Here is a 12,200-nt window from a genome sequence, read left to right as displayed (position 1 = left end):
ACAACGTGGGGGAACACGTGCAGGATATCATTCAAAAGCTGGAAGCAAAGCGACAGGCTGCCAGAGCAGGCGGTGGAGAGCGTCGAGTAGGGGCTCAACACGGCAAAGGTAAATTAACAGCGCGCGAGCGTATCGATATTCTTTTGGACGAAGGGTCCTTTGAAGAATGGGATATGTTTGTTGAACACCGTTGCATCGACTTTGGAATGGAACAACAAAGTGTCCCCGGTGATGGGGTCGTAACGGGTAGCGGAACCATTAATGGACGCTTGGTTTTTGTTTATAGCCAGGATTTTACCGTTTTTGGCGGATCCCTTTCCGCCTCTCACGCCCACAAAATTATCAAAATCATGGATAAAGCCATGGAGGTCGGTGCCCCAGTCATCGGCCTTAATGATTCTGGTGGTGCACGTATCCAAGAAGGTGTGGACTCTCTTGCCGGATATGCAGAGATATTCCAACGCAATGCGATGGCATCTGGGGTTGTTCCTCAAATATCTATGATTATGGGTCCTTGTGCGGGTGGTGCTGTTTATTCACCGGCTCTCACAGACTTCATCTTCATGGTTAAAGACAGCTCTTATATGTTCGTGACAGGTCCTGATGTTGTTAAAACCGTGACCCACGAAGAAGTAACTGCGGAAGAACTTGGTGGCGCGATTACCCACACCAGTAAATCAGGTGTAGCTGATCTCGCATTTGAAAATGATGTAGAGGCTTTACTTGAACTCCGTCGTTTCATGGATTTTATTCCCTCTTCCAATCGCGAAAAAGCCCCCTCAAAACCTACAGCTGATGCTCCTGATCGGGATGAGTTTTCTCTTGATACCCTAATTCCCGATAATCCTAACAAGCCGTATGATATGAAAGAGCTGATCACCAAGATGGTTGATGATGGCGATTTCTTTGAAATTCAGCCGGAATATGCTGGAAATATCTTGATCGGTTTGGCGCGCATCGATGGAGAGAGCGTCGGTATTATTGCCAATCAGCCAATGGTACTCGCTGGTTGTCTGGATATTGCTTCTTCTATTAAAGCTGCGCGTTTTGTCAGATTCTGTGACTGCTTCAATATTCCACTTGTTACTCTGGTTGATGTTCCTGGTTTCTTGCCCGGCACATCCCAGGAATACAATGGGATCATAAAACATGGTGCCAAGCTTCTCTATGCTTATGCAGAGGCGACAGTTCCAAAGGTTACGGTTATTACCCGTAAGGCTTATGGAGGTGCTTATGATGTTATGTCCTCTAAACACCTGCGAGGAGACGTGAACTACGCCTGGCCAACTTCCGAGATTGCGGTAATGGGCCCTAAAGGGGCTGTTGAAATCATCTTCCGTCAGGATATCGGCGATGCGGAGAAGATTGAGGAGCGGACTGAAGAGTATCGTCAGAAGTTTGCGAACCCCTTTGTCGCTGCCTCTCGTGGCTTTATCGATGATGTGATTATGCCGCATGGTACGCGTCGTCGTGTCGCGAAAGCCCTGCGTATGCTTCAGAACAAGCAGCAGCAGAATCCTTGGAAAAAACATAGCAACTTGCCGCTTTAATTATTGGATAACTGTCCTGTAAACGGACAGGGTTCAAAGTTAATGTGTCTAACAAATCAGGGGGCTTAATATCGTGGCCTTGTTTGAGAAGATCCTTATTGCAAATCGTGGCGAGATTGCCTGCCGCGTCATCCGTACCGCCCAACGCCTGGGTATTAAAACGGTTGCTGTCTATTCTGATGCTGATGCATCATCGCTCCACGTAGAAATGGCTGATGAAGCTGTTCATATTGGTCCTGCGGCTTCAGCTGAAAGCTATCTGGTAATCGAGAAGATTATCGCAGCTTGTAAAGAAACCGGCGCCCAGGCGGTTCACCCGGGATTCGGATTTTTATCTGAAAACTCTACATTCGTTAAGGCGCTGGATGATGCGGATATCGTTTTCATCGGTCCTCCTACAAACGCTATCGCGGCGATGGGTGACAAAATTGAATCCAAACACCTGGCTCAGGCTTCAAAAGTAAGTACGGTTCCAGGCCATATGGATTTGATCAAGGACGCTGAAGAAGCCGTCCAGATTTCAAGCAGTATCGGCTATCCCGTTATGATCAAAGCCTCTGCCGGTGGTGGTGGTAAGGGGATGCGTGTCGCCTATAATAACGACGAAGCTCGAGAAGGTTATCGTTCTGCCCAGAACGAAGCCCGGACGAGTTTTGGTGATGATCGTATCTTTATTGAAAAGTTTATTGAAGAGCCTCGGCATATTGAAATTCAGGTTATCGGCGATAAACATGGAAATGTTATCCATCTTGGTGAGCGTGAGTGCTCTATCCAACGTCGCCATCAAAAGGTAATCGAAGAAGCGCCATCTCCTTTTTTGGATGAAGCAACGAGGGCAAAGATGGGGAGCGAAGCTGTCGCTCTTGGTCAGGCTGTAAATTATCACTCTGCAGGTACAGTGGAGTTTATTGTCGATAAAGATAAGAACTTTTACTTCCTGGAAATGAATACACGTATTCAGGTAGAACATCCGGTGACCGAATTAATCACCGGTATCGATATTGTCGAGTGGATGATCCGAGTTGCTGCTGGCGAAAAGCTCGCATTGACACAGGATGAAGTTAAGCTCGAAGGTTGGGCTATTGAATCGCGTGTCTACGCTGAAGATCCCTTGCGTAACTTCCTGCCGTCTATTGGTCGTCTGGTACGCTATGAAGCGCCAGAATCTGACGAAGAGTACAATGGTCGTCCGGTAATCCGTGTTGATACAGGGGTCGAAGAGGGATCCGAGATCTCTATGTTCTACGATCCAATGATCGCCAAACTCTGTACCTATGGGCCTGATCGCGAGACTGCCATTGAGAGCATGCGCACGGCGTTGGATGCTTATTATATCCGCGGGATTAACCACAATATGGGTTTCCTCTCTGCGGTAATGTCACAAGATCGCTTTAAGGAAGGCCGTCTGACGACAAATTACATTGCAGAAGAGTTCCCTGATGGTTTCCATGGAATTCAGGCAAGCGAAGAAGAAAACAAACTGTTGGTGGCTGTGGCAGCTGTTTTACAGACAAACTTGTCAGAGCAAACAGCACTAGCGGCTCATCTCAATGGCATTCAAGGGGTAGATATAGCTGTTGAATTGACAGTGTTTATCGATCGTAAGCCTCATCCTGTGGTTATCGATCTTCAAGAAGACGGTTACCTCGTATCTGGCGAAGACTATGAAGCCGTTGTTAGAGGCGACTGGATGGCTCATGAACCCGTTTTCTTTGCAGAGGTAAATGGCAAAGAAACTGTTGTTCAAGTCGACCGCCGGGGGCCCGCCCTTAAGCTGACACTGTCAGGGTTAACTGTTGAGGCGCTGGTTATTGAAAGCAGATTGGCTGGATATAATTCTTTGATGCCAGAGAAACTGCCACCTGATCTTTCTCAATTCCTTCTGTCGCCGATGCCAGGTTTATTGGTGTCTGTCGCCGTGGAAGAGGGACAGGCCGTTAAGGCCGGAGAAGAGCTTGCAGTTGTTGAAGCCATGAAAATGGAAAACATACTTCGGGCTGAAAAAGATGTTGTCATCAGTAAAATATCAGCCGCGGCAGGTGAAAGCCTAGTTGTTGACCAGATGATAATTGAATTTGAATAGGTCGTAAGAACTTCTTATTGGTTGAATTGTTTTGCGAAAGGGCTGCCGATGTGCAGACCTTTTGTTTCTTGCACCTCTAGAGGAGTAAGTTAACAATGTCTTCTTACAGTGTGTTTTTTAAGTATTTTGTTAGTTTGTTTCTCAATAAAAGGGCTGCGATATGGATCAGCTAGAGTTACCAAGTGATATCGTTTGGTCGGATCGCCGATTTTGGTTTCAGGATCTAGAAACTCAATATAGTCAGGCTGGTTCTCGTTCTCCGAGTGAACAGGCGTGCGCCTTGATGATCGATCTCCAGGCCACTTTTTGTGCTGGGGCATGGGCCGCAACGATAATTTTATCGACATCTATCGTTCAGGCACAGATGAAAGAGCATGGTACATATCTAACCTGGATTGACCCGAAAGAGTTGACCTGGATGAATAAGTTAAGGAATAGGCTGGTTCATGGCGATAAACGAAAACCAGGCATTACGATCCAGGATCAATGGACCCGACGGGATGAATGGGAAAAACGTGCGCGCAAAGCCGTAGAAATAACTTTTAAGGCTTTGTACGAGTATGAAGATGATGACTGAGCTTTTCCGTTATTGAAGCCCACAAAAGAAGAGCCCCTGAAAATGTTTCAGGGGCTTTTAGTTTTAGACAGGATATGGACTATTGTTATTAGGCTGCCGTTATTAAGCAGCTTTTTTGATTTCTTTCGCGACCTCTGGGTGAGTGTTGTGTACGTGGTGTTTTTCTTCCACGCGTTTAACGCCAAGGTTGGCGAAGAAAGCAATGAGTAATAAGGCAGCCATTGCATACATGGTGGTATTGTAAAGGCTTGGCGTAGGGTCCACGGTACCTTCTGGAGCTATATCCATAAGTGTTGTGATGGTAACCGTCTTGGCTGCGATCAATTCTTGCAACTTGTCGATACCCGCTCCGAATTTAGCCTGGAACGCTGCTGGATCGACTTTATTCGCGAGATCGATCAAGGCCCCGTCCAATGATTTCTGGCGAAGGTAAGTGATGGCAAAAGGACCAAGTACGCCAGCTGTACTCCAAGCCGTCAGCAAGCGCCCATGGATACCGCCCACATGAAGGGTGCCAAAAACATCCGCGAGGTAAGCTGGAATGGTTGCAAAACCACCGCCATACATCGTGAAGATAATCATTGTCGCGGCATAGAACAGTACCAACCACATAACGGCGGGGTTCACACTGACCTGATTGGCAACAAGCGGAATGGAGAGATAAAGAATCATGCCGAGAATGAAGAAGCAGTGGTAAGTGTTTTTCCGGCCAATAAAATCTGACAGTGATGCCCAGATAAAACGTCCACACATGTTAAAGACGGATATCATCAAAACATAGGTGGCAGCGAAATTTGCATCGACGATGCCGGGTAGGGTCGATCCAAAAATTTCTGTCATCATGGTTTTGGCAACACCAATAACACCAATGCCTGCGGTCACATTCAAGCAGAGAACAATCCACAAACGATAAAACTGGGGAGTTTTGGTCGCTTGATCGATGTGAACATCATCGTTGGTAATCATGCGTTTCGTTGATTCGTCTGCTGTCGGGGCAACCCAACCTTCTGGTTTCCAGCCAACAGCGGGAATTCTGTATGAAAAGGCCGCAATAACCATGACGATGAAATAAGCGATGCCAAGGGTCAGAAATACACCGGACACACCTGTATTCCCCGTACCCACGACATAGACGCCCTCTGGCCCTGCCAGGGGGATCTTGGCCATGTCTGCAACAGAGGCGACAACAACTTCGATTTGGTTACCCGCAACCTGGGCAAAACGGCGTCCGCCCTCGGTGATCAGCTCTATATCAGTAACTTTGCCGAGATATTCAGGGGCTTGGTAAAAAGCGCCGAGCAAATAGGTTTTTAGAGGTGCTCCGATCATGGCACCACCACCAAAACCCATGATGGCCATACCTGTGGCCATACCTCTACGGTCAGGGAACCAGCGTAATAGCGTACTAACGGGGGAAACATAAGCAAGGCCAAGCCCAATGCCACCAATGGCGCCGTAACCGAGATATATTAGCCAGAGTTGATGGGTAGAAATCCCGACGCTACCGATTAAAAAACCTCCCCCCCCAACAGCAAGCTGCCAGAACGCCTACAGCACGGGGACCAACTTTCTCTAACCATTTGCCGCCAATTGCAGCTGCTAAACCAAGAAAGACGATGGCTGTTGAAAATATCCAGACGACTGAGCTTAAACTCCAGTCATCAGCAGCGCCTGCGACAACGCCGTACTCTTTCACCAAAGGAGTATTGAAAATACTCCAAGCGTAAACGGACCCGATGCATAAGTGAATTGCTATAGAGGCGGGGGGGACGAGCCACCGGTTAAACCCTGGTTTGGCGATAATTCGCTCTTTTCCTAGCATGGCCATTAATCCGGACATGGTTATGATCTCCTCAAATCGATTTATTATTTATCCGCTTCAATCCAGACCGGAGTCTTTCAGCAAGCGGTCTCCCTGTTTATTGACTTCGTGCCTTTGCTTTCAGGGCTTAGGCGATGAAGCATAGGCCCATTAGAGCAAAGGGCATGCCAAGCTGGTGGGGTGAGGGTTTAGCCGAGTAAAACAGTCAGTTTTGGTATTTGATCTGAAAGATTGCAGAAAAGGGAATGGGACATATTGGCTCGACATATTTTTGTGTGGGACATTATGTCCCGATAACTTAAGGTGATGGTGATCTAAAAGTATTGCCAATTAGATAGTGTAAAATTGGAGAAGGGTGACAAGAGGGCTGTAAATCATTAAAAATATAAGAAAATACGGCCGAAAAGAGCCTAAGGAGCAGGTTAACAGAGTGCTTTTCAGCGTTGAAGATAACAGCGTGAAATAAGAAATAAGAAATAAGAAATGAGAACGGGAGGACGGGATGCCAACATCGCGAGCGGGGAATAACTCAAAGCAACTAGAGCAGGGTGAACACCGTTCTGTTGCCTCAGTTGTAAAAGATGGCAAGACAACCTTTTCAATTCTCGTTGTTGACGATGAGCCTGGTATTCGCGACTTCCTAAAACGCTCTCTATCGAAGACATACAGCCATGTGGAAATAGCTTCATCTGCAGAAGAAGCAGAAACCCTCAGATCTACTATTCATTTTGATCTCTTTGTTGTTGATATATGCCTGCCAGGACTTTCTGGGGTGGACTGGCTTAAATCCATTGTTGAGCAGGATTGGCAATCAGATGTAATCTTTATGACGGCTTTTGCAGATGTTGATAAAGCGATTGATGCTTTACGGATGGGGGCTTCTGACTTCGTTTTAAAGCCATTTCGTCTCGAACAAATGGCCTCTTCAATTCGGCGCTGTGTTGAAAAAAGGCGTTTGATGAGAGAAAATTTCGTGCTACAGCGCCGCATAGATAATCTATATTCTGCTGAGGGAATGATCGGCAATAGTGACGTCTTCACCAATCTGCGCCACATGATATCCCGGATAGCCCCCAGCCTTTCCGTTGTCTTGATCGAAGGGGAAACGGGGACTGGAAAGGAACTCGTTGCCAGCGCTATTCACAAGGAAAGTGGACGGAAGGGGCCGTTCGTTCCCGTAAACTGTGGTGCGATTTCTCCTGAGCTAATTGAATCAGAACTGTTCGGACACCTCAAAGGAGCTTTTACCGGAGCACAAAAGGCCAGAGACGGTCTTTTTTCATACGCCGATGGAGGGACGTTGTTCTTAGATGAAATCTCCGAGATGCCCTTGATGATGCAGGCTAAGTTGCTAAGGACTTTGGAAGAAAAAACAATTCGACCTGTGGGAAGCGAGCGTGAAACCCCTGTCGATGTACGGATCGTTGCAGCGACAAATCGGGATCTTGAGGAAGAGAAGAATTTAGGTAATTTCCGTGCAGATCTTTTTTACAGATTGAATGTGGTCAAACTATCCATTCCTGCTTTACGCGAGCGTCGAGAAGACATTATGCCGTTGGTCCAGCACTTTTCGCATATGTTGGCCGCGCAGCTGGGAATGACAACAATTCCTTTTGATCAACAGGATTTCCACGAACTTGAGTTGTATTCTTGGCCAGGAAATGTTCGAGAGTTAAAGAACTTGATCGAGAGGTGTTTCTTACTGGGGGCCTTTCCTAAAGAGGCTCTTCTCCGCTTTGTTGAGTAGAAAAAGATGCCGACCGCCAAGTAACCTGTTGATATGTATGGTTTCTGATAACTTTACATAGAGCAGGTATATGACAATCAACATCTCGCAGCATATTTTAGGCCTCAAAGGGCAACGTGTAAATGAAATTAAACTGGATGACGGCGGTGTTAAGATTGTCATTCACTGCAGCCGAGACGCGCGTAGGAGGGCTATAGACCCTGCTACAGGCCAGAAGGGAAGCATCAACCAGCATGTCCGCCGACAAGTAAACGACATCCCCCTTTTTGGGTATCCTTGTGTGGTCGAGATTGAGCTGGCGCAGGTTTATATTAACAAGGGCGAACGCCGCATTGAGGGGTGTGATTTTGTTGATAAAGGGTGCCGTTTCACTCACCGATTTTGCCGACTGATCAGTGGATTATGTCGGCATATGTCTATTCAAGCGGTTTCCAGACATTTGGATATACGATGGGAAACGGTCAAGAATATCGACAGGGCATACCTTATTGAAACTCTCCCTACGCTTGATCCTGCAGAGCTAACTGGCTTGGAATATATTGGTGTAGATGAAGTTGCCCGGGCGAAAGGTCATGACTACATGACGGTGGTCTACGATATGGTTGGCGGTCATCTGATCTGGGTTGAAGCAGGCCGAACTGCCGAGGTTTTTTCAAGGTTTTTGAAACAACTGCAACCAGATACAGCCTGCAAAATAAAGGCCGTAGCGATGGATATGGGGCCTGCCTACCAAAAGGCTGTCAGAGAGTCCTTGCCGTTGGCCGACATAGTATTTGACCGTTTCCACGTCATGAAAAACTACAGCAAAGCTATCCATAATCAGCGTCGACTTGAGTTCAGAAAGGCCGATCCAAGTGGTAAAGAGTTGATGAAAGGGACACATTATCTGTTGCTCAAAAATGCGGATAAGTTGAGTGAAAAACAAAGTGACAAGCTGCAAAGGTTGCTGGAGAGCAATAGCAACCTGAATGCACTTTACGTCTTGAAAGAACAGCTTCAGCTGCTGTGGAGTGCCGCTTCATTTGAGGCGATGGCGGAGCAACTGGAACGTTGGTGCCTGATAGCAGATCAGTCACAGATGCTCTATCTAAAAAAGTTCGCGAAATCCCTACGGAAACATTGTGTGGGCATCTGCAACTACGCCAAACACAAGCTCACAAGCGCCAGGATAGAGGCTGGTAATGTCAGTATAGGAATGATCCGTAAGCGAGCCAGAGGCATCAAGGATACCGAATACTTCAAACTCAAAATTAGACAATCATCCATTCCAGATAATCAATCTATGCTCTATTTGAAATCCTAAATCTACTCAACAAAGCGGAGAAGTGCCCCTAAAGAGTTACTTGCTGGCAACCCGCCTGAAAATAAAGAGGGTACCGGATATTCTCCTCGTTGGGGGCTAGAAGCGGTCGAAAAGGATCACATCTGTAAGGTTTTGGATTTGGTGGGAGGAAATAAAACCAAGGCCGCCGAAATACTCGGTGTTGCCAGGAAAACTTTAACGCGAAAGCTCCAGCTCTGGAACCGAGTTGATGATGACGATCATACCAATGGCTTAGATGATGATTAAACATCTCTATGCAGTTGTGACGCAAAGTCTGCGGTACAAGTTATTGTTATTGGTTCTTTTTCCCGTTTTGATAGTTATGCCGACAGTTATTGGTATGGCATATATCTGGAGTAACGATATTAGCTATCGTCAATTATTGATGAAGGTAAATGGTGACTTGTCCGTCGCTCATGCAGCTTTCCTTCGCGCTCAAAATAGTTATTTATCAAAATTAACCCTTCTTGCGGAATCCCATTCTTTTCGCAAGGCGCTGGAACAAAGGTTATCGCCCGTAGAACAGAGGAGCCCTATCAGCCCTTTACTAAGGGATTTTAAAAGCCGAGAGGGGTTTGATTTTGTCTATCTTGTCGACCGTCGAGGGTGTGATTATTGGCAGCGCAATCTCTGTGAATATAAAAATAGTCCCTTACTGGAAAGATCTAGGACTCATGGACCGTCGACAGGTGTGGAAATTTTCAGCGCAAATGAGTTAGCTGCGATTGGGCCTGAGTTATCAGATCAGGTTTATTTGCCTCTTATTCCTACCCCCCGTGCGAAGGCCACGGATCGTTTGTATGAAGACCGTGGGATGGTTTTACACAGTTATTTTCCTGTGCGTGATGATAAGGGGGACATCGAAGCCTATCTGGTTGGCGGGGTCCTGGTGAATAAGGATTTTGCATTTGTCGATCGTCTTCGTGATATTGTCTATAGTAAAGGAAGTTTGGCAGAGGATAGTCTTGGGACTATTACGGTGTTTCTTGAAGATGTACGCATCAACACCAATGTGCCTAACCTTTTGCAATCCCCTGGAAAACGTGCGCTTGGTACAAGAGTATCCGAAGAGGTGAGGACCCGTGTCCTTGATCAAGGTGAAAACTGGATAGACAGAGCTTTTGTTGTCAGCGAATGGTATATTTCAGCTTACGAGCCTATCGTTGATGTTCATGATAACCGTGTTGGTATGCTCTACGCTGGATTTCTTGAGGCACCTTTTAAGGATATTTACCTCGAAGGTTTGATGAAGCTTCTCGTTCTTTTTGTGGCTATTACTTTGTTTTGTGTTGCTATTGCGATGCTGGTTGCGAGATCGATATTCAAGCCTATAGAGGCAATGGCAAATGTTATCTCGCGTGTACAAAAGGGCGATGATCTTCGTATCGGTTGGGTTAAAGCCCAGGATGAAGTGGCAACCCTTGCTAACCAATTCGATGCCTTGCTCGACCAATTGCAACAACAAAGAGATCAAATTCAACGTGATGCAGATGAGCTCGAACGTAAAGTGGATCAACGTACAGTTCAGTTGCAACGAAGAACGAGGATTTAGAACGCAATATCAATCTGTTGAAACGGACCCGGGAACAGCTCGTTGCTAAAGAGAAACTGGCCGCGATCGGCGAGTTAACCGCAGGTATTGCGCATGAAATAAATAATCCAACCGCTGTAATACTCGGAAACATGGACCTGATTACTGATGAGCTTGGAGAAAATGCGTCATTAGTGGAAGGAGAAACGCGTCTTATAATTCAACAGGTTTACCGTATTAGAGCGATTATAAACAATCTGTTGCAATACTCTCGACCTTCAGACTTTCAAAATCACGCCATGCCTGTTGATGTCAATCAGGTGATCAGGGATACTTTGGTTCTTGTACAGCACGACCTTGAGAGGAAAGAGGTTGAGCTGAAATTGGATCTGAGATCGACCAACTGGGTCGGTGGAAACCATCAGCAATATCAGCAAGTACTGATTAACTTAATCGTTAATGCGATGAATGCTTTATCGGATAACGGGACCATAACTCTTCGAACGCGTGATTGGAAAAATAAAGGCGTATTGTTGGCTGTTCACGATAATGGATGTGGAATCGAGCCAAGTGTCTTGCCAAGGATTTTTGACCCGTTTTTCACTCAAACGAATAGTGGTACAGGACTTGGGCTATCCGTCAGTTATGGAATTTTGCAACGGTTTGAAGCAGAAATAGAAGTTCGATCTCGTGTCGGTGTGGGGAGTTGTTTTTATATTTGGTTTTCTCCAAATATCTATAAAGACCTAACCAGTGATGACGCGGATATTTTCGCAGAAATTGCGTAATTTATTCGAGGAGGCGGTTTCATCTCGAAACCGCCTCATGTTTTAATTATTGTTTATAACTAGGTTCTTCACGATCTAATTTGCGTATAAGGCCGGCCCAGTCTCGCGCTCCAATATCTGGATAGAGATCGTATTGCTGTGCTGTTTTTTCACAGACCTCAGGTGACGGCATCATCAATTCTGCTTGCGCCCCCATAAGATCCACTTGTACCTGAGCAGCTTTTTCCAAGTAAAACATGGCATTAAAAGCATCTGCGACCGTTTTCCCGACAGATAATAATCCGTGGTTACGTAAGATCATTGCTTCGTGTGTTTTTAAGTCACGTACCAAGCGCTCTCTTTCATCCAAATCCAGTGCGATACCTTCATAATCATGAATTCCCAGGCGGTTATAAAACCGCAAAGCATGCTGATTAAGTGGTAATAACCCATCCCGCATTGCAGAAAGTGCCATGCCTGCCCGGGTATGAGTGTGGATAATGCAATCAACATCCTCCCGGGCCATGTGAATTGCACTGTGGATGACATAGCCAGCTTTGTTGATTGTCGCACCTCCCGGTGAAACCACTTCGCCATCTTCGGTGACTTTTACGAGTGATGAAGCCGTGATTTCATCAAAATGAAGCCCGAGTGGGTTTAAGAGGAATGTACCATCTTCGGGAATACGTGCGGATATGTGTGTTGAGGTCAGATCTGTCCAGCCATGTTGAGCGGCCAGCCGATAACATGCTGCGAGATCCACGCGAATGGACCATTCCTGATTGGAAATTTCATGCAT

The 12,200-nt window shown here is 46.3% G+C and carries 12 protein-coding genes; 8 read left to right on the top strand and 4 right to left on the bottom strand.

Annotated features, from left to right (window positions below):
* Window positions 1-17: 17 nt before the first annotated feature.
* The 3 genes from ACOGW3_RS05375 to ACOGW3_RS05365 all read left to right on the top strand — a co-directional run bounded on the left by ACOGW3_RS05375 (window position 18) and on the right by ACOGW3_RS05365 (window position 4,210).
* Entirely contained in the window at window positions 18-1,550 is a 1,533-nt protein-coding gene (locus ACOGW3_RS05375; RefSeq protein WP_419902029.1) for an acyl-CoA carboxylase subunit beta, read from the top strand.
* A gap of 79 nt (window positions 1,551-1,629) precedes the next feature.
* Window positions 1,630-3,633, top strand: coding sequence for an acetyl-CoA carboxylase biotin carboxylase subunit (locus tag ACOGW3_RS05370; RefSeq protein ID WP_419902472.1), 2,004 nt, complete (start codon window positions 1,630-1,632; stop codon window positions 3,631-3,633).
* 160 nt (window positions 3,634-3,793) lie between these two features.
* Complete coding sequence (locus tag ACOGW3_RS05365) at window positions 3,794-4,210, top strand: hypothetical protein (RefSeq protein WP_419902028.1); 417 nt, start codon at window positions 3,794-3,796, stop codon at window positions 4,208-4,210.
* Window positions 4,211-4,312: 102 nt separating this feature from the next.
* Here the strand turns inward: ACOGW3_RS05365 and ACOGW3_RS05360 are convergent, their stop codons facing one another.
* Together ACOGW3_RS05360 and ACOGW3_RS05355 are read right to left on the bottom strand one after the other, a co-directional pair.
* Window positions 4,313-5,569, bottom strand: coding sequence for an MFS transporter (locus tag ACOGW3_RS05360; protein ID WP_419902027.1), 1,257 nt, complete (start codon window positions 5,567-5,569; stop codon window positions 4,313-4,315).
* 142 nt (window positions 5,570-5,711) lie between these two features.
* A complete protein-coding gene (locus ACOGW3_RS05355; RefSeq protein ID WP_419902026.1) occupies window positions 5,712-6,050 on the bottom strand; it encodes a hypothetical protein in 339 nt (112 codons plus the stop codon).
* Window positions 6,051-6,534: 484 nt separating this feature from the next.
* Here ACOGW3_RS05355 and ACOGW3_RS05350 point away from each other — a divergent pair, with 484 nt between their 5' ends.
* Entirely contained in the window at window positions 6,535-7,779 is a 1,245-nt protein-coding gene (locus tag ACOGW3_RS05350; RefSeq protein ID WP_419902025.1) for a sigma-54-dependent transcriptional regulator, read from the top strand.
* On the opposite strand, the gene ACOGW3_RS05345 is transcribed toward ACOGW3_RS05350, so the two are convergent.
* Window positions 7,732-7,863, bottom strand: coding sequence for a hypothetical protein (locus ACOGW3_RS05345; RefSeq protein ID WP_419902024.1), 132 nt, complete (start codon window positions 7,861-7,863; stop codon window positions 7,732-7,734). The two genes, ACOGW3_RS05350 and ACOGW3_RS05345, sit on opposite strands and share 48 nt — an antisense overlap.
* On the opposite strand from ACOGW3_RS05345, the gene ACOGW3_RS05340 reads away from it, so the two are divergent.
* From ACOGW3_RS05340 to ACOGW3_RS05325, 4 genes are read left to right on the top strand one after another with little or no spacing between them, the layout of a single operon-like run.
* Window positions 7,850-9,082, top strand: a complete 1,233-nt coding sequence (locus ACOGW3_RS05340) for an ISL3 family transposase (RefSeq protein WP_419901077.1) — start codon at window positions 7,850-7,852, stop codon at window positions 9,080-9,082. The genes ACOGW3_RS05345 and ACOGW3_RS05340 overlap by 14 nt on opposite strands.
* The gene (locus ACOGW3_RS05335) at window positions 9,083-9,349 is read left to right on the top strand and encodes a helix-turn-helix domain-containing protein (RefSeq protein WP_419902471.1); all 267 of its coding nucleotides are present in this window, start codon (window positions 9,083-9,085) and stop codon (window positions 9,347-9,349) included.
* Window positions 9,339-10,655 carry a cache domain-containing protein gene (locus tag ACOGW3_RS05330; RefSeq protein ID WP_419902023.1) on the top strand — a complete coding sequence of 439 codons (1,317 nt, stop codon included), beginning with the start codon at window positions 9,339-9,341 and terminating at the stop codon, window positions 10,653-10,655. Before ACOGW3_RS05335 ends, ACOGW3_RS05330 begins: the two co-directional genes overlap by 11 nt.
* Before the next feature lie 17 nt (window positions 10,656-10,672).
* A complete protein-coding gene (locus ACOGW3_RS05325) occupies window positions 10,673-11,422 on the top strand; it encodes a sensor histidine kinase (RefSeq protein ID WP_419902022.1) in 750 nt (249 codons plus the stop codon).
* Between the two features lie 46 nt (window positions 11,423-11,468).
* Here the strand turns inward: ACOGW3_RS05325 and ACOGW3_RS05320 are convergent, their stop codons facing one another.
* A complete protein-coding gene (locus tag ACOGW3_RS05320) occupies window positions 11,469-12,200 on the bottom strand; it encodes a class II aldolase/adducin family protein (RefSeq protein WP_419902021.1) in 732 nt (243 codons plus the stop codon).

It is taken from the genome of Kiloniella sp. (genome assembly GCF_965205715.1).
Taxonomy (GTDB): domain Bacteria; phylum Pseudomonadota; class Alphaproteobacteria; order Kiloniellales; family Kiloniellaceae; genus Kiloniella.
Note: the sequence above shows the minus strand (reverse complement) of the source record. Positions and strands in the feature narration are given on the sequence as shown.

Coding starts and splice junctions, on each gene's coding strand:
- ACOGW3_RS05365 (WP_419902028.1), top strand. CDS start 3,794: ATGGATCAGCTAGAGTTACCAAGTGATATCGTTTGGTCGGATCGCCGA.
- ACOGW3_RS05355 (WP_419902026.1), bottom strand. CDS start 6,050: ATGTCCGGATTAATGGCCATGCTAGGAAAAGAGCGAATTATCGCCAAA.
- ACOGW3_RS05350 (WP_419902025.1), top strand. CDS start 6,535: ATGCCAACATCGCGAGCGGGGAATAACTCAAAGCAACTAGAGCAGGGT.
- ACOGW3_RS05340 (WP_419901077.1), top strand. CDS start 7,850: ATGACAATCAACATCTCGCAGCATATTTTAGGCCTCAAAGGGCAACGT.
- ACOGW3_RS05320 (WP_419902021.1), bottom strand. CDS start 12,200: ATGCATGAAATTTCCAATCAGGAATGGTCCATTCGCGTGGATCTCGCA.
- ACOGW3_RS05330 (WP_419902023.1), top strand. CDS start 9,339: ATGATGATTAAACATCTCTATGCAGTTGTGACGCAAAGTCTGCGGTAC.
- ACOGW3_RS05345 (WP_419902024.1), bottom strand. CDS start 7,863: ATGTTGATTGTCATATACCTGCTCTATGTAAAGTTATCAGAAACCATA.
- ACOGW3_RS05360 (WP_419902027.1), bottom strand. CDS start 5,569: ATGGCCATCATGGGTTTTGGTGGTGGTGCCATGATCGGAGCACCTCTA.